This window comes from Lampropedia aestuarii, assembly GCF_004803635.1.
GTDB lineage: Bacteria > Pseudomonadota > Gammaproteobacteria > Burkholderiales > Burkholderiaceae_C > Lampropedia > Lampropedia aestuarii.
In genome coordinates, this window is sequence record NZ_SSWX01000024.1 from 13,864 (window position 1) to 31,768 (window position 17,905).

General features: G+C 56.6%; 14 protein-coding genes and 1 other RNA gene. 9 read left to right on the top strand and 6 right to left on the bottom strand.

Annotation, left to right across the window (positions count from 1 at the left end; genetic code table 11):
• Nucleotides 1-28: 28 nt before the first annotated feature.
• The 3 genes from pheA to gyrA form a co-directional block, all read right to left on the bottom strand.
• Nucleotides 29-1,138: a prephenate dehydratase gene (gene pheA, locus E8K88_RS15160; protein WP_136407522.1), complete on the bottom strand. Its 1,110-nt coding sequence runs from the start codon at nt 1,136-1,138 to the stop codon at nt 29-31.
• Between the two features lie 126 nt (nt 1,139-1,264).
• On the bottom strand, nt 1,265-2,380 hold the full coding sequence (gene serC / locus E8K88_RS15165; RefSeq protein WP_136407523.1) for a 3-phosphoserine/phosphohydroxythreonine transaminase: 1,116 nt from the start codon (nt 2,378-2,380) through the stop codon (nt 1,265-1,267).
• A 175-nt stretch (nt 2,381-2,555) separates the two neighbouring features.
• The gene (gene gyrA, locus E8K88_RS15170) at nt 2,556-5,270 is read right to left on the bottom strand and encodes a DNA gyrase subunit A (protein ID WP_136407524.1); all 2,715 of its coding nucleotides are present in this window, start codon (nt 5,268-5,270) and stop codon (nt 2,556-2,558) included.
• A gap of 245 nt (nt 5,271-5,515) precedes the next feature.
• Between gyrA and ompA the strand changes: the two genes are divergently transcribed.
• From ompA to ssrA, 4 genes are all read left to right on the top strand, one after another.
• The gene (gene ompA, locus E8K88_RS15175) at nt 5,516-6,178 is read left to right on the top strand and encodes an outer membrane protein OmpA (protein ID WP_136407525.1); all 663 of its coding nucleotides are present in this window, start codon (nt 5,516-5,518) and stop codon (nt 6,176-6,178) included.
• A 104-nt stretch (nt 6,179-6,282) separates the two neighbouring features.
• Nucleotides 6,283-7,008, top strand: a complete 726-nt coding sequence (ubiG, locus tag E8K88_RS15180) for a bifunctional 2-polyprenyl-6-hydroxyphenol methylase/3-demethylubiquinol 3-O-methyltransferase UbiG (protein WP_136407526.1) — start codon at nt 6,283-6,285, stop codon at nt 7,006-7,008.
• A gap of 13 nt (nt 7,009-7,021) precedes the next feature.
• Nucleotides 7,022-7,696, top strand: coding sequence for an HAD-IA family hydrolase (locus tag E8K88_RS15185; RefSeq protein ID WP_240754555.1), 675 nt, complete (start codon nt 7,022-7,024; stop codon nt 7,694-7,696).
• 15 nt (nt 7,697-7,711) lie between these two features.
• Nucleotides 7,712-8,087: a transfer-messenger RNA gene (ssrA, locus tag E8K88_RS15190) on the top strand.
• Nucleotides 8,088-8,309: 222 nt separating this feature from the next.
• Here the strand turns inward: ssrA and E8K88_RS15195 are convergent.
• Nucleotides 8,310-9,065, bottom strand: a complete 756-nt coding sequence (locus E8K88_RS15195; protein ID WP_136407528.1) for an IclR family transcriptional regulator — start codon at nt 9,063-9,065, stop codon at nt 8,310-8,312.
• An 89-nt stretch (nt 9,066-9,154) separates the two neighbouring features.
• On the opposite strand from E8K88_RS15195, the gene E8K88_RS15200 reads away from it, so the two are divergent.
• The 5 genes from E8K88_RS15200 (at nt 9,155) to E8K88_RS15220 (ending at nt 15,410) form a co-directional block, all read left to right on the top strand.
• A complete protein-coding gene (locus E8K88_RS15200) occupies nt 9,155-9,955 on the top strand; it encodes an enoyl-CoA hydratase (RefSeq protein WP_136407529.1) in 801 nt (266 codons plus the stop codon).
• Nucleotides 9,952-12,105 (top strand): acetate--CoA ligase family protein, encoded by a 2,154-nt coding sequence (locus tag E8K88_RS15205; protein ID WP_240754556.1) that lies wholly within the window; start codon nt 9,952-9,954, stop codon nt 12,103-12,105. The genes E8K88_RS15200 and E8K88_RS15205 overlap by 4 nt, the downstream gene beginning before the upstream one ends.
• Before the next feature lie 9 nt (nt 12,106-12,114).
• Entirely contained in the window at nt 12,115-13,080 is a 966-nt protein-coding gene (locus E8K88_RS15210; RefSeq protein ID WP_136407530.1) for a Bug family tripartite tricarboxylate transporter substrate binding protein, read from the top strand.
• Nucleotides 13,081-13,170: 90 nt separating this feature from the next.
• The gene (locus E8K88_RS15215) at nt 13,171-14,355 is read left to right on the top strand and encodes an acyl-CoA dehydrogenase family protein (protein WP_136407531.1); all 1,185 of its coding nucleotides are present in this window, start codon (nt 13,171-13,173) and stop codon (nt 14,353-14,355) included.
• A gap of 17 nt (nt 14,356-14,372) precedes the next feature.
• Nucleotides 14,373-15,410 carry an acyl-CoA dehydrogenase family protein gene (locus E8K88_RS15220; protein WP_136407532.1) on the top strand — a complete coding sequence of 346 codons (1,038 nt, stop codon included), beginning with the start codon at nt 14,373-14,375 and terminating at the stop codon, nt 15,408-15,410.
• Nucleotides 15,411-15,512: 102 nt separating this feature from the next.
• Here the strand turns inward: E8K88_RS15220 and E8K88_RS15225 are convergent, their stop codons facing one another.
• Together E8K88_RS15225 and E8K88_RS15230 are read right to left on the bottom strand one after the other, a co-directional pair.
• Complete coding sequence (locus E8K88_RS15225) at nt 15,513-16,628, bottom strand: porin (RefSeq protein WP_136407556.1); 1,116 nt, start codon at nt 16,626-16,628, stop codon at nt 15,513-15,515.
• A gap of 95 nt (nt 16,629-16,723) precedes the next feature.
• A complete protein-coding gene (locus E8K88_RS15230) occupies nt 16,724-17,890 on the bottom strand; it encodes an ABC transporter substrate-binding protein (protein ID WP_136407533.1) in 1,167 nt (388 codons plus the stop codon).
• Nucleotides 17,891-17,905: the final 15 nt, after the last annotated feature.

The window sequence follows — 17,905 nt, forward strand, 5'->3', positions numbered from 1 at the left end:
CCGTGCCCTCTCACTCACCGCAGTCCCATCAGACTTTCAGCGGGTAGGCCCCGAGCAATTTGAAGAAAGCACTGAGGCCGCGCAACTCGTCCAAAGCAGCGGCCACATGCGGCTGGGATGGATGGCCATCGAGGTCAATGTAGAAGTAGTATTCCCACTGGCCATTGCGGGCTGGGCGTGACTCGAACCGGGTCATCGAGACATTGTGCTTTTTCAGCGGCGTCAACAACTCATGCACAGCACCTGGCCGGTTGGGCACAGCGATCACCAAACTGGTCGCGTCGCGGCTGGTAGGCTCTGGCATGGCCATGGTTTCAGGCAAAGTGATGATGCCAAAGCGGGTGCGGTTGTATGCATCATCCTGGATCGCTGGAGCCACAATGTGCAAGCCAAACTGGGTTGCCGCGCGCTCGCTCGCCAAGCCAGCCCAGGCTGGGTTCGTAGCGGCCAGGCGTGCACCTTCGGCATTGCTGGCCACTGGGCGGCGCTCAGCGTGCGGCAAATGTTTGGCCAGCCACGCATGGCATTGCGCCAAGGCCTGCGGATGGGCCAGTACGACCTCAATGCCTTCGACGCTATTGTTCAAGCGCAGCAGGTTGTGGCGCACTTGCAAAATCACCTCTCCGACCATGTGCACCGGCGACTGCAGCAGCAAATCCAGTGAGCGTGTGACCACTCCTTCGTTGGAGTTTTCCAGGCCCACCACACCAAACTGGGCATTGCCAGACATGGTTGCATGGAAGACCTCGTCGAAGCTATTGCAGTAGACGATGTCAGCGGCGCCGCCGAAATACTCGACTGCCGCCTGTTCACAGAAAGTGCCAGCCGGGCCCAGAACGGCAACGCGCTGGGGCGACTCCAGCGCCAAACAGGCCGACATGATCTCGCGCCATACCGCAGACACGTGGCTGTTCTTCAGCGGCCCTTGGTTGGCACGCTGCATTTTGGTGATGACTTGGGCAACGCGGTCCGGGCGGAAAAAGCTGGTGCCTTCTTTTTTCTTGAGTTCGCCGACCTCTTGCGCCACATGGGCGCGCTGGTTCAAAGTCTCCAGCAGCTGCCGGTCCAAAGTATCAATACGTTCACGCAAAGCCAGCAATTCTGGCGTGGCAACGGGCTCAATCGGTTTATTACTCATGGGGCGAAGGCTTGAAACGGTGAATCAAAAAAGAAAGCAAAACGCACTGCCACTGCCGTTTGAGGCGGCCATGAATTGACTGGCAAACAACCCCATGCGGCGCTATAACAGGCAGTCTCTGACACTTCAGGCGGAGGTTTTCTCAAACTCCTGCAAATACGCAATTAAGGCATCCACACCCTGCTCTGGCATCGCGTTGTAGATACTTGCACGCATCCCACCAACCGATTTATGGCCCTTGAGCTGCAGCAGTCCGCGCGCTTTTGCACCAGCCAGAAAGTCGGCATTGCGGCTTTCATCGGCGAGGAAAAACGGGACATTCATGCGTGAGCGTGCTTGCGGGGCAACCTTGTTGCTGTAGAAGCTGCTGCCGTCCAAATAAGCGTACAGCTTAGCGGCCTTGCGCATATTGCGAGCCTCCACCGCAGCCAAGCCCTGCAAACCGCCTTCTTGCTGTCGCAAGATCCAGTCAAACACCAAGCCCGCGATATAAATGCCCCAAGTGGGCGGCGTGTTGTACATCGACTGGTTTTTCGCCACCAATTCGTAATTGAATGCGCTTGGGCAAATGTCCAGTGCACGGCCAATCAAGTCCTCACGCACGACCACAATCGTCAAGCCTGATGGGCCCAGATTCTTTTGCGCACCGGCAAACGCCAAACCGACCCGGCTCCAATCAATCGAACGCGAGGCAATGTGCGAGGAGCAGTCAATGACCAGCTCGGTCTGTGCGCTTGCGCCCAGGGCCTTCAGATCAGGCAGCTCCTGGTATTCAATGCCATCGATGGTTTCGTTGCTGCAAATGTGCAGGTAGGCTGCATCCTTGCTGAGCTGCCAGCTCGCCATCGCCGGGATTTGCGTATAGCCGCTGTCTTTGCCGCTGGCCGCAATATGGGCTTTGGCGTATTTGCCTGCTTCTTTGTAGGATTTTTCAGTCCAGCTGCCAGTGAGCACAAAGTCCACTGCGCCGCCGCGTGACAGGTTCAATGGCACGATGGCATTTTCAGCAATGCCGCCGCCTTGCATGAACAGAATCTGGTAGTTGGCAGGCACGGCCAGCAAAGCGCGCAAATCGCGCTCGGCTTTTTCGTAGATCGAGATGAACTCCGCACCACGGTGGCTCATCTCCATCACGCTCATGCCACTGCCTTGCCAGTTGAGCATGTCGGCTGCTGCAGTTTGCAGCACTTCTTCAGGCAGCACAGCAGGGCCGGCTGAAAAGTTAAAAGGTCTTTGTGTCATATCATTGGAAAGAGTAATCAGACCACCTTGCCGGCATGAACGGCTTGTCCATCACGCCTGGCAGGTGGCCTGTTGAATCGTTTGCTGCGCGCCCTGTGCAACTCATCCCAGACGACGGCAGATGCATGGTTCATGCACCCACTGGCCAGGTCTGCTTGCCAAGGCATTGATGGCATTACGTTTGCCCTGGTGCATCGTCGGATGGCGCTGCATCGGGCGTATCTGGTGCGTCCGCTGCCGCTGCGTCGCTTGCAGTATGCGCAGCAACCTCATCGGTTTCTGGCAACTCCACATTCGCATCATTTTCCACAATGCGCTGCAAACCAATCAGCTTGGCGCCCGCATCCAAACCGATCAAGGTCACGCCCTGTGTGGCACGGCCCAGTTCGCGAATTTCTGCCACCCGTGTGCGCACCAACACGCCAGTATCGGTAATCAGCATGATCTCGTCTTCGGGCCCCACCAAGGTGGCTGCCACCACCTTGCCATTGCGCTCTGACTGCTGAATCGCAATCATGCCTTTGGTGCCGCGACCGTGGCGTGTGTATTCGGCAATCGCCGTGCGTTTGCCGAAGCCATTCTCGGTGGCGGTCAGCACGCTTTGCGCCGATGGATCGCCCTCGGCTTCAGCCACCAACATGGCGATGACGCTCTGCGGCTCTTCCAAATTCATGCCGCGCACACCGCGTGCAGTGCGGCCCAGCGGGCGCACATCGTTCTCGTCAAAACGCACGGCCTTGCCGTTGTCTGAGAACAGCATCACATCGTGTTTGCCATCGGTCAGGGCGGCACCAATCAGGAAGTCGCCATCGTCCAAATTAACCGCGATGATGCCTTTTTTGCGCGGGTTGTTGAATTCGTCCAGCGCAGTCTTCTTGACCGTGCCCTTGGCCGTTGCCATGAACACATACTGGTCAGCCGGGAACGTGCGGGCCTCCCCAGTCAAAGGCAACACCACCGTGATCTTCTCGTCATTCTCCAGCGGGAACATGTTGACGATGGGCCGCCCGCGTGAGCCGCGTGAGCCCTCTGGCACTTCCCAGACCTTGAGCCAGTACAAGCGGCCGCGATCGGAGAAGCACAAAATGTAGTCGTGTGTATTGGCAATAAAGAGCTGGTCGATCCAGTCGTCCTCTTTGGTCGCCGCTGCCTGCTTGCCTCGCCCGCCGCGTTTTTGCGAACGGTACTCGGACAATGGCTGGCTCTTGATATAGCCGGTGTGGCTGAGCGTCACCACCATATCAGTGGGCGTAATCAAGTCTTCGGTCGACAGGTCCTGCGCGCTGTATTCCAGCTCACTGCGGCGTGCGCCCAGCTTGGTTTCACCGTACTCGGTCTTGATCGCCACAAGCTCTTCACTGATGATCGTAGAGACGCGGGACGGTTTGGCCAAAATATCCAGCAAGTCGGCAATTTGCTCCATGACCTCTTTGTATTCGGCCACGATCTTGTCCTGCTCCAGACCGGTCAGGCGCGAGAGGCGCATTGCCAAAATCTCAGTCGCCTGGATATCCGACAGATGGTATAGCCCGTCCTGGCCCAAACCAAACTGGCGCCCCAGGCTCTCTGGGCGGAACGCATCGGCGTTGAGCACGCCACCATCTTCACGCGCGCGTGTCAGCATGTCTTTGACCACGCGGCTGTCCCAGCCTTTGGCCATCAACTCGGCCTTGGCCACTGGCGGCGTAGGCGACTCGCGAATGATACGAATGAACTCATCGATATTGGCCAGCGCCACCGCCAAGCCTTCGAGCACGTGGCCACGATCGCGGGCTTTACGCAATTCGAAAATCGTGCGGCGCGTGACCACTTCGCGGCGGTGCTGCAAGAACACCTGCAGCAAATCCTTCAAATTACACAGGCGTGGCTGGCCATCAATCAAGGCCACCATATTCACACCAAAGGTGTCTTGCAACTGCGTCTGTTTATAGAGGTTATTGAGCACCACCTCACCGACTTCACCCCGCTTGAGCTCGATCACCAAACGCATGCCGGATTTATCCGACTCGTCCTGGATGTGGCTGATGCCCTCAATCTTTTTCTCGTGCACCAACTCGGCCATGCGCTCTTGCAAAGTCTTTTTATTGACCTGGTAGGGCAGCTCATCAACAATGATGGCCTGGCGCTGGCCCTTGTCGATGTCTTCAAAATGCACTTTGGCGCGCATCACCACACGCCCGCGGCCTGTACGATAGCCATCTTTGACACCATTCATGCCATAGATGATGCCGCCAGTAGGGAAGTCTGGCGCCGGCATGAATTCCATCAAATCATCGACACTGGCTTCTGGATTGACCAGCAGGTGCAAACAGGCATTGATGGTTTCTGACAGGTTGTGCGGGGGAATATTGGTAGCCATGCCCACAGCAATACCGCCCGAGCCATTGACCAGCAAATTGGGAAAGCGCGCAGGCAGCACCAGAGGCTCTTGCTCACTGCCATCGTAGTTAGGGCCGAAATTGACCGTTTCCTTGTCAATGTCAGTGAGCAACTCATGCGCAATCTTGGTCAGGCGCACTTCGGTATACCGCATCGCCGCGGCATTGTCGCCATCGACCGAGCCGAAGTTACCTTGGCCATCGACCAGCATATGGCGCAGCGAGAACGGCTGGGCCATGCGCACAATCGTGTCATAGACCGCCGTATCCCCGTGCGGGTGGTACTTACCGATCACATCACCGACGATACGCGCCGACTTCTTATAAGCCTTGTTCCAGTCGTTGCCCAACTCACGCATGGCAAACAAAGCACGGCGGTGCACCGGCTTGAGGCCATCACGCGCATCTGGCAACGCCCGCCCCACAATCACGCTCATCGCGTAATCGAGATAGCTGCGGCGCATCTCCTCTTCAAGGCTTATCGGTAGGGTTTCTTTAGCGAATTCGGTCATAGGATCGAAAGCCTGTCACAAGGCCCCAGCAAACAAAAGAAGATATTGTAAGCCGCGCAGCCCGCTGTAGCTATATCGCAACATACCGACAAGGAATCTGAGAATGTTTGGATTTGTGACGCTGCGGCAGTGGCGTCATTGCTATTGCGTATGGCACAATCAACTTCAACGTTGCTGGTGCGTGTCATCAGCGACGTCCTTTTTTATCGCAGCGCGGCTGCGGCCCTTTCCCCAAGAGGAGAACCATGAAGAAACTCAACAAAGTGGCGGTTTTGTTTGCCTCTGCTGCAATTGCAACAGCCGCTAGTGCTCAAATCAAAGCTGCCGACGGTGGCAACACGATCAACAACTGGCAAAACGGCAGCGGCGATCTGGTCTGGAAAAACGGTTCTAACGAACTGTGCTGGCGTGATGCCACCTGGACTCCAGCGACTGCCGCAGCAGGCTGCGACGGCGCATTGGTAGTTGCTCAAAAAGCAGAACCAGCACCTGCTCCAGCTCCAGCTCCAGAGCCAGAACTGGTTGTGACTACTGAAAAAGTCACTTTCGCTGCTGACACATTCTTCGACTTCGACAAAGCCACTCTGAAACCAGAAGGCCGCGCTAAGTTGGACGAACTGGCTGCTGCAGTTAAAGCTGAGAAATTCCAACTGGAAGTGATCGTGGCTGTGGGTTACACCGACTCCACTGGTCCTGACGCTTACAACCTGAAGCTGTCTGAGCGCCGCGCTGCTGCTGTCAAGTCCTACCTGGTGAGCCAAGGCATCGAAGCCAACCGCATCTACACAGAAGGCAAAGGCAAGGCTGACCCAATCGCTACCAACGCTACTCGCGAAGGCCGCGCTCAAAACCGTCGCGTTGAAATCGAAGTGACTGGCTCTTCCACATCCACAGCGGTTGTGCAATAAGTCGATTTTTCGATTGATTAAAAAAAGCTCCAGTCATGGAGCTTTTTTTGTATCTGCATTCAATAAAAAACGCCAGATCGTTCATCCAAGGCATAATCACTTGAATGAGCACATCCCCAAATCCTACAAATGCCGATGCGGCAGAATTGAAAAAATTTTCTGATCTGGCCCATAAATGGTGGGACCCAAACGGAGAATTCAAACCCCTACATGCCATCAACCCACTGCGCCTTGACTGGATTGCGCGCGCTTGCGGCGGCTTCACAGGCAAAACAGTGGTCGACGTAGGCTGCGGCGGAGGGATTTTGAGCGACTCCATCGCACGCGCTGGCGCTGCCGAAGTATTGGGCATTGATTTGGCCGAAAAATCATTGAGCGTTGCCCAGTTGCATGCCTTGGAAGCCTCAACCCCCAACATCCATTACCGAACCATCAGCGCAGAAGATTTGGCACAAGAGCGAGCTGGCCAATTCGATGTCGTCACCTGCATGGAGATGCTAGAGCACGTGCCCGATCCAGAGTCAATCGTGCATGCCTGTGCGCACATGGCCAAGCCCGGTGGCTGGCTGTTCTTCTCAACACTCAACCGCACCGCCAAATCATGGCTGTTTGCCATTGTCGGGGCAGAATACGTCCTGCGCATTCTGCCGCGCGGCACCCATGACCACGCCAAATTCATCACCCCTGCTGAACTGTCACTGTGGATTCGCAACAGCGGTTTAGAACTCCAAAGCAGCCGAGGCTTGGAGCACAACCCACTCACGGGCCGCTACTGGCTCAGCGACAATACCGATGTCAACTACATGTTGGCCGTGCGTAAACCACTTTGAAGTCAGTCCACTCGTGAACGACACCCTTCGCCCAGTAAAAGCCGTGCTGTTCGACCTCGACGGCACCCTGATCGACTCTGCCACCGAGCTGGCCCATGCGGTCAACCATATGCGTGCCGCACGCGCGCTGCCACCGCTGCCCTTGGAAGCGTATCGGCCCTTCGTTGGCAGGGGCGCGCGCGGCCTCTTGCCAATTGGCCTGAATGTGGGCGAAAGCCACCCAGAATTCGCCGTGCTGCGTGAAGAGTTTTTCGACACCTACGAAAAATGCATTGGCGCAGCGACCCTGCCATTCGATGGCGTAGCTTTGTTGCTACAAAAAATCAGCCTCGCAGCACTTCCATGGGGAATTGTGACCAATAAGGTTGAGCGCTTTGCTGTGCCTATTGTGCAAAAAACAACTGCCCTGGCGCAATGCGGTGCCTTGATTGGCGGCGATACCATCGCCTACTCCAAACCACGCCCAGAGCCCCTGCTCGAAGCAGCGGCTCGCTTGGGGATTGATCCGCGCGACTGTGTCTACGTAGGAGATGACCTGCGCGACATGCAGGCCGGCCAAACGGCAGGCATGCAAACGGTCGCCGCCTTGTATGGCTATATCGCACCCGATGAGGATACGCGCACCTGGCCTGCCACTGCATCCATCGAAACACCATTGCAACTGACACAGTTACTCAGAATAGACTAGAATCACGTTTCTCTAGGGGCTGTCCTGGTTTCGACGTGGGTACGGATCTGGAGTGGTGCATGTCGAGCTTGAGTTACGCTCGTAAATCTCAATTCAAAAAACTAACTGCAAACGACGATCGTTTCGCACTCGCTGCTTAATACCGGCGAGACTTGCAACAGCACGTTGATGGGCTGTGCAAAAAAGTCGCAAGACTTCTAGCTGCAAGTTAATCTACATCAACTGGTTGGCTGCCGGGCACCTTGGTAGTCAACGAGATCTAAGGATGCTGGCTCTTTGCAAAGCGTGTGGCTGCGCGCTGTAGGGAGCGAGATCAAATCAGACCACTAAACATGTAGATCTGCCCGGCAAAGGCTTGCGGACGCGGGTTCAATTCCCGCCAGCTCCACCACCTATTTGACCAAGGCCATCCGCTGACATCCAGCAGATGGCCTTTTTCTTTGGGCAATCAGGTGCTTATCGTCCATCAAGGTCCAAGGCCATCCGCTTGCATCCAAGGCAAAGCGGGAGGACAAACGTGGCGAGCCAAGTTTTTGGGTCCGGACCAAACTTCGTCCGTAGTAGCGACACCGAATACCCCCTATTCCTCCCATGCTCAAACACGCGCTCGATTTTAAAAATCCTGGCGCAAGGCCTCCTGCAGCAACAAGGCACCCAGCTCGTGTTGCCGTGCTAGCGGCAAACGCTGGCTGATCGCGCCAAAGCTCAAGGCCGCCCACTGCGTTGGCGAAACCTGAAACGCACAGCCCACCCCAGAGACACCTTCCGTGATCGTGTCCACAATGCGGCTATAGCCAGCTTGACGGGTCTCGCGCACGGCCACCATCATGTCTGCAAGGCTAAATCCCATTTGCGCATAGTTTTTGGCATGCCTTTGCACCAGCGCAGCAATCTCCTCATCGGGCAGTGTGGCCATCAGCGCCAAGCCCCCTGCGCCTATGCCCAGCAAACGCTTTTCTCCCACATTGGTGGTGAAAACTCGCACCGGGAAATGCCCTTCCTGGCGCTGTAAGCAAAGGCAGAAGTCGCCCTGACGGATCACAAAAAACACCGTATCGCCCGAGATGCGGGCCAGTCTTTGTAGCAACGCATCGTACTTGTCAATTAATGGCATGCGGCGCAGTCCAGCTGTGCCCAGTTGAACCGCATCAATGCCTAGGCGATACACCTTGCCTTTTTCTTGACGCTCAACAAAGCCCTCCTCGACCAAGCAAGTCAAGAGTCGGTGCACGGTGGATCGCTCCAATCCAACACGCTCAATCACTTGGACCAAAGTCAGGCCCTCTTCTTGGTTCTGGCCCAGCATGCGCAACACCATCAACGCCCTGCGCAGGCTCTGGGCACCTGAGGTTAATCCTAGTTTGTCCATATAGTGGGAGAAATGATTGTTTTATGTTTTTTTTTGGGATTTTGAATCATAAACTGCATTCTAACCACCCAGGTAATTCAGGAGACACCATGGAATTGAGCTACATCACCACCAAAGACTCAGGAGCAGTACGAACCATTGCCTTGGCTCGAGCTGCACAGCGCAATGCACAAAGCCAGCAAATGCTCGATGAGCTGATGCTTGCCTTCGATGCTGCCAAAGCAGACGAGCGTGTGCGCGTTGTGATTCTCGCGGGCGAAGGCGCGCACTTCTCAGCAGGCCATGATTTGAAGCAAGCCCAAGCTGAGCGCGCCAATTTCACCGTAGAAGAGCGCTGGGCATATGAAGAGCTGCGCTACTTTGATTACTCCATGCGTATTTGGGATTTCCCAAAACCCACGATTGCACAGGTGCAAGGCGCTTGCGTCGCTGGCGGCTTCATGCTGGCCAATATGTGCGATTTGGTGGTGGCCAGCGAGTCGGCCTATTTCTCCGATCCGGTCGGCCACACCTTGGGTGCAGCCGCCACCGAGGTGCTGATTCACCCCTGGGTAATGGGCGCGCGCAAAGCCAAAGAGTTTTTGTTTACCGGCGCCAAGCTCAGTGCCCAGGACGCCCACGCGATTGGCATGGTCAACCAAGTGACGACCGATGCAGATCTGGCCGAGGCCACGATGGCGCTCGCACAGCAAATTGCCAAAGCGCCGCCATTTGGCTTGCGCTTGGTCAAAAAATCCATCAACCGCACACTGGACGCGCAAGGACTGCGCAATGCCCTGTCAGCGCACTTTGACACCCACCAGCTCTCCCACCTCAGCGCAGACTTTCTGAGCATGCGTGACAAAGGCTTGGCCAGTGCGATTCAAAAAAACCCAGAAAAGGCTGCATGATGCTCGCTCCTGTCAAAACCGCACAACACCGCCTGAGCCCCCTGCTCAACCCGCAATCAATTGCCATCATTGGCGCCAGCAATAACGGTGCGCGCATTGGGGGCATGCCCTTGGCGCACTTGACCAAGTTTGGCTACCAAGGCCAGATCTATCCTATCAACCCCAAATACGAAGAAGTATTTGGTCTGCGCTGCTGGCCTTCAATAGAGGACTTACCTGCCGCCCCAGATTTGGTGGTGCTGGCCATCGGCGCTGCCGATGTGCTGCCCATGCTCAAACGCTGCGCAGCCAAAGGGACCAAAGCCGTGATCGTGTATGCCGCTGGCTTTGCAGAAGAAGGCGAGCAAGGCGCCCAGCTGCAGCGCGAGCTGGAGGCTTATGTGGCCACTACCGATTTGGTAGTGGCTGGCCCCAATGCGATGGGCTTTGCCAATCTCAACACCCAGGCCCACACCAATTTTGCTTCGGTATTCAATACCGCCCCGATGCAACAAGGCCAAGGCAGTGTCAGTCTGCTCACACAAAGTGGCAACGTCTGCGCAGCGGTATATGCCATTGCGCGTAGACTGGGCGTGAGCTTTAGCCACTTCATCAACACGGGCAACGAGGCCTGTGTCGATTTTTCTCAGTATCTGGAGTACCTGGCGCAAGACGAGGCCACCGAAGTGGTCATGGGCTACATCGAAGAGCTGCGCGATGGCCCGCGTTTTATCGCGGCAGCCCAAGCATTTGCAGAGCGCGACAAGCTGCTGGTGCTCTACAAAGCCGGCGAAACAGACAAGGGCTCAGAGGCCGTGCGCTCGCACACCTCGGCACTGGCTGGCGACAAGGCGATCTACCAAGCCGCCTTCAAGCAACTGAACATCATTCAAAGCAATGATTTTGTGCAAATGGCCGAGCTGGCCAACCTGGCCCGCTACCGCCACCTCAGCGCCGGCAAGCGCGTGGCCATCATCACCATCAGCGGCGCCTTGGGTGCGATTTTGGCCGACAAATTCATTGGCCAGGGCTTGGAAGTGCCAACCCTGCCAGAGGACTTGCAAGCCACGCTGCGCACAGGCATTCCTGACTATGGCATGGTTTCCAACCCTGTGGATGTGACAGGCAACGTGGTCAATGACCCAGGCTTTATGCGCACCGCTCTGGAGGCACTGGCGCAGTCAAGTGCAGTCGACAGCATCGTGATCTACGCCCCTGGCTACATGCTGGACCGCATGGCCAATGACTTGGCCGAAGTCTCGGCCCAATACACCAAGCTGTTTATCGCCATAGATACCGGTGCAGCCCAATCACGCGAACAATTGCGCGCCAGCGGCGTGCCGGTGTTTTCTGACATTGGCGTGGCTGTTAATGCTGTGTCGCCATTCTTGCTCTGGCAAGAGCGCCGCAAACACAATACGTGGCGCCAAGCGGCCAAGCCCGCTGTATCTGAGTGCGCCCAACTGCCCGCACAACTCAATGAATACGACACCAAGAAGCTGTTGGCACAATTTCAGCTGCCGATGTGCGATGAGCGCTGTGCCAGCAACGCCGATGAAGCCGTCGCCATCGCTGACGCCATTGGCTACCCAGTGGCGCTGAAAATTCTCTCCGCCGACATTGCCCACAAAACCGAGGCAGGCGGTATCAAGCTGAATTTGCACAATGCACAGCAAGTAGCACAAGCCTTTGCCGATGTGATGCGCAATGCCAAGGCCTACGCCCCCAATGCACAGATCGATGGGGCTTTGGTCTGCACCATGGAATCTGGCATTGCCGAGTTGATCGTTGGCGCATCGCGTGATCCGGTGTTTGGCATGACTTTGACTGTCGGGCTGGGCGGCGTATTGACCGAGATCTACAAAGACGTCAGCCACCGCTTACTGCCCGTCAATACCAGCATGGCCCGCGAGATGCTGCAAGAGCTCAAAGCCTTTGCACTGCTTGACGGCTACCGTGGCCGCCCACGAGCCGACATCAATGCGGCCTGCCAAGCGATTGCCTCGTTCTCCAACGCCGTATTGGCTCTGCAAGAACAAGTGCAAGAGGTAGAGGTCAACCCTCTGCTGGTCAAAGAGCAAGACCAAGGAGTCCGCATGCTGGACGCTTTGATACTGCGCAATCACACCACGCACGACAACGCGCGCGGGTGCACAACAACCATCGCCTAGGAGACATACATGTTTAAACCTTTGATTGCCTGCATTGCGCTCGCCACAGCCACCCTGTGCGCCAGCGCTGTTGCACAAGACTACCCGAGCAAGCCCATCACCATCGTCGTACCGTTCTCGCCCGGGGGGGCCACCGACATCATGTCGCGCACCTTGGCCGAGCGTCTCAATGCACGCTTGGGCAAGCCTGTCATCGTCGAGAACAAACCCGGTGCAGGCACCATGATCGCGTCGGAATACGTGGCCAAGGCCGCCCCCGATGGCTACACCTTGTTGCTGGCAGCGTCATCGCTGGGCATTGCGCCTGCGCTGTACGACAAAGTCAATTACGACCCGATCAAGGACTTTGCACCGATCTCGCAGGTCGCCTCTGTGGTGCATGTGCTAAGCGTGCATCCTAGCTTGCCAGCCACCAACACCTCAGAGCTGATCGCGTGGATCAAAGCCAATCCCAACATCGCAAACTACGGCTCGGTCGGTGCGGGCACCTCCACCCACCTCGAAGCAGAGCTGTTCAACACCATGGCCGATACCAAGATGGAGCACGTGCCCTACAAAGGCAGCGCGCCAGCCCTGATTGACCTGGTGGGCGGCAATATCAATGTGATGTTTGATGCCTACGCCTCCTCCAAGCCGTTTATCAACGACAACAAAATCCGCCTGCTGGCCGTGACCACGGCCAAGCGCTCCAAGCTGCTGCCCGATGTACCAACCTTGGCTGAGTCGGGCTTGCCAGGCTACGAGGCCATGCCTTGGTTGGGGCTGGTTGCTCCGGCCAATACACCTGCGGCCATCGTCACGCAACTGCATCAAGAGTTGGGGGAGATTCTCCAGGAGCCCGCCGTACAAGACAAATTCCAATCGCTGGGCTTAGAGATCATCGGCAGCTCACCCACTGAATTTGCTGCGTTTTTGCAAGAAGACATGGCCAAGTGGGCCAAGGTTGTCACGGAGTCAGGCGCCAAGGCGAACTAAGCCTCAAAGCCTTCAGCGCCCATGCTGCATTGCGCATACATGGGTGCTGGCTTGTTGCTCCCATAGAAGAACGAAACAGGACTACACACTATGCAAGTGGGCTACTCAGCCGAAGACGAAACATTCCGCCTGACACTGCGCCAATGGTTCGAGACGCATTACCCGCGCTTTGTCAGCAATTGGCCAGGCACACCAGCCCCCAATGACCTCGTGTGGCGCCGCGCCTGGGAAGACTATGTCTGCGAAGCAGGCTGGTCCGGCTTGGGTTGGCCGGCCGATTTGGGCGGCAAAGAATGGCCCTTGACACGCCAGGCCATCTTCCATGAAGAGCAGGCGCGCATTGGTGCGCCCTTGGGGGTGAACATCATCGGGCACGGCATTCTGGCCCCAACGCTGATTCACTTTGCCAGCGATGCGCAAAAAAAACGCTACCTGCCCGGCATTCTCAGCAACCGTGCGATTTGGTGCCAAGGCTATTCTGAGCCGGGCTCAGGCTCCGATCTGGCCAGCCTCAGCACCCGAGCCGAAAAGCGGGGCGACCATTACCTGCTCAACGGCCACAAAATCTGGACCTCGTTTGCGCATATTGCCGACTACTGCTTTGTACTGGCGCGCACCGACAGCAATAGCCAGCGCCACAAAGGCATTAGCTTTTTCTTGGTCGACATGAAAAGCCCCGGCGTGCGTGTCGCGCCAATTCGCCAGATCACCGGTGAGATCGACTTTAACGAGGTCTTTTTCGAAGACGTACAGGTTCCACTAGATGCCCTGGTCGGCCAGGAAAACGAAGGCTGGCGCTTGGCCATGGCGGCAGCCAGCTTTGAGCGCGGCACCTACTTCATCCCCCGCCTGGTGCGCTTTGCGCAAGAAGTGCAGGCCCTGAGCGATTTGGCCGCGGCCACACCCAGCGCGGCCTACCACAACGCTTCGGCAGACCCGCACCTGCGCAGACAACTGGCGCAGCTGGTGGTTGACAGCCATATTTTGCGGCTCAAAGGCTATCGCGCGCTCACGCAAGCACTGCACAAGGGCCCACCTGGCGCAGAAGGCTCCTCAACCAAACTGCATTGGAGTGAAGCCCACCAAAAGCTCATGAATACCGCCATGGAGTTGCTGCAAGAGCGCGCTTTGCAAAGCCCTGAAGGCAGCGATGCAAGCGCTGCGCTATGGGTGCGCGATTACCTCTGGACTCGTGCAGAAACCATTCTTGCTGGCACCTCTGAGGTACAGCGCAACATCTTGGCCGAGCATATGCTTGGAATGCCAAAGTCCTAAAGTCCAGGTACATCGATATGGATTTCGCACTCAATGAAGAGCAGCAAATGCTGCACGAAGCCGCTCAGCGTTTTCTCGCTGACACCCATCCCTGCAGCCGCGCTCGCCGCGCCCTGCCGTGGCAGGATCCAAGCCAGCGCAGCCTGTGGAGAGACATGGCCAATATGGGCTGGACCTCGATGCTCGTGCCTGAAGAGCATGGCGGCTGCAATTTAGGCGTGCTGGAAGCCAGCATCATCGCTGAGCTCTCAGGCCACTACCTGTTGAATCTGCCCTGGGCCAGCTCTGCCGTTTTGCTGGCCATGCTGCACCAAGCCGCAGGCACGCAAGCCCCGACAGAACTGCACCAAGCCTTGCAGGCCATCGTGCAAGGCGAGCGTGCCGTGCATTGCATTACACAGCAAGAAACCAGCTGGGATTATGCCGCCCAGTGCAGCGATTTTCTGCATGTACAAGGCCTGTACGACGATGCTGGCCCACTGCAACTGGCATTCGTTGCGGCCTCAGCGCTCACACCGCTGCCAGCGCTGGACACGACGCTGTCACTGGGCGCTGCGCCCAGCCTGCCAACGCAATGGCACCAGATCGACATCAGCCCAGAGCAGCGCCAGCGTATACGCGCCACTTACCGCCTGATGCAAGCCAGTGAATTAGTGGGGGTCGCACAAGCGGCGCTGAGCATGAGCAGTGCCTATGCCAAAGAGCGGGCACAGTTTGGCAAACTCATAGGCAGCTACCAGGCCATCAAGCACCAGTTGGCCAATGTGTGGATGGCAACCGACAATGCGCGCTTAGCCGCCATGTACGCTGCAGCTGCGCTGGACAGCGACCTGCCTGACCAGCCGCTGGCCTGCGCAGTCGCAGAGTTTTCCGCTATCGAAGCGGCCTTGCAAGCGAGCCGCACTGCAGTGCAAGTGCATGGCGCGATTGGTTTCACCTGGGAGCATGATGCCCACTTGTACCTCAAACGCGCCCAGCATCTTGCGACCCGTTTGGGCGGAGCCTCTGCGGCACTGAGCCGAATAGAAGCCATCGGCGTGCCGCAGCCTGCTTAAGCCAAAGAGCCTCCCGGAAGCCGCCCATGTCAAGCGCGCAGCTGGGAGGCGGCTTGAGTCAAGGCAGTACGCGCAGCTTGAGCGCCAATCGACACCTCTTTCTTAAAAAGCGTGCCGAATCCCTGTTGCAAAACTCGTTTGACCTTTGCCTGGCATTGGCAGACCGCCCGCAGAGCCTGCATCCACCGAGATATTCAATAAGCCACTGTTTTTCGTGTGGCCGACCAAAGCAAACAAGGTCGTTCTTTTAGACAGATGGTAACCAACACGCGCAATCGCGGTGGTGGCCTTGTCGCCAGTGGGTGAGTTTTTATACTGCAAATGTCCAACCTGGGCATCCACTACCCACTGTGGGGTAAAGGGATAGCTGACGCCCAAAAAGTACAGGTTGCTTTTAGGTTGGATCTGATTGCCATCGTTATCTCGATTCACCACCCCACCGGCAACTTTTATGGCCCCCATTTTGTAATACCCGTTTAAGGTGATACGTGTGTCTTTTAAGCTGGATGAATTCAAGCCATTCTGAGCACCGGCACCCCCATAGATTTGATCAGCGGCAACAGCCACACCCCACGCAGGACTATCGTATTTACCAAGCAGCGACCAGGCGCGACAAGATTTTGAATCGCCCTCTATTTTCCCTGGACAACCAGTGGCCGCTGGATGGCCTGGAATATTGAGCGTATCGCGGCCAAAGCTGTATGTTGCGCCCAGCGTGAAATTATTGAATTTACCTTGATAACCAACGCCATTGTCGATGCGCGCATTGCCCAAATAATGGTCCAGGGAGCCAAAGCCCATCACGGCTGGGCCCATCACGTCAGAGCCTAGCAAAGAGAAAAACAGCATCGACCACTGCCGTCCAAACGTCACCGTGCCCCACTCTTTGGATGACAAGCCCACATAGGCCAAACGACCAAAACCCCTGCCGCCTTGCTGCAGCGCGCCGGTAGTCAGAGCAATCCCTTGCTCTAAATTGAACACCGTGCTCAGTCCACCGCCCAAATCCTCCGAGCCACGCACGCCAAGCCGCGATGGCATATAGCCGCCTGTCACCGAGCTCATGCGCGTGAGTGAGTGGCCGGTTGGGCCGACATTGTTCACATACGTCAAGGCCACATCGAGTACACCATATAGTTGCACCGAGCTTGGCGATGTCTGGGCCACAGCACCGGTGCCCAATAACAAGGGCACAGAGGCTAATGCAAGCGTGCGCATATTCTTCAAAACTGCCATTACCGTCTCCTTTTTGTTTCTTCAATCAAACAATCACAACCATTTCACAAAGACCATTTCATAAGCTTCAAACCCACTCACTCATTGCCAGTAGGACTGGCGATTTGCACCCATTGGCCGTTTTGTGCCTGGTCAATGGACACCAGTTCAGGCGTGACATGGTTATTCGCCCAGCTTTGTTTTGCATACGTTGTGAAGTCTTGGTGGAAGACATTCTTCATGGCCTCTGAGAATGTCTGAGCCGTCAAATCAGGGCCTGCTGCCTGTAGGCCATCAATAAACCAGCCCATGTAGGAATACGCGTTGGCGGCGTTTTCATCCGCCTCATGGCCAAATTGCTGTCTGTAATCGGCAAAGAATTGCTTGGCCTCGGGGTCGCTGGCATTGTTTGGATCATGGAGCTTCCAGCCCCCGATTCCATACAGTCCTTCGACGGTGTCCTTGCCCAAATTGGTGACGATGCTGCTGCGCCCTGGAATACCCGTTAATACCTTGACGTCGCTCCAGTTGAGTTTCTTGACCTCGGACATCACACCGACGGTTTCCCGAATCACGGTGCCAGAGAAAATCAAATCCACATTGGCCGCGCGCATTCTGGCCACCTGCGAAGAGAAATCGATATCACCCACTTTGTAGGCAGCCTCAGCAGCGACTGTCAGATTGTTTTTCTGCATGGCTGTGTTGATGCCAGCGCGCATCAACTCACCGAGCGGACCTTCCTGATAAATCACACCAATGCGCTTGACCCCCCAGTTGTTAATCGCCCAGTCCAGGCCCGCTGCGGTGGTTGTGTCGTAGTTTTGAATCGTGGTGAACAGCAATGGGCTATTGCCCGAGACGCGCTGAATCACCGCCGATGCGGCCCAGGGCGCAAACACCACGACACCTGCATCAGTGGCCATCTTGACTGTGGCCGCATTCGTGCCAGAGCCGAATGGATTGACCAGTGCAAATACCTGGTCGCTGCGGATCATCTTTTGCACAGCGCGCACTGCCATCTGCGGCTGGCTGCCGTTGTCCTCGGTTACCAGCCGCAGTTTGCGACCGTGAATGCCGGTCGCATTCGCCTCGTCAATGCGCATTTGCATCGCATTGCGCAGCATCGCTGAGCCAGTCGCGGTTGGCCCTGACAAATCCAGGTGCGTGCCCAGCACAATTTCCTTGTCGCTCACGCCATTGGCGTGCGCGCTGCTAAATGCCAGGGCAAGGGTAAGCGCCATCAGATGGCGGCGATTCAATTGCATGTTTGTCTCCTTGAA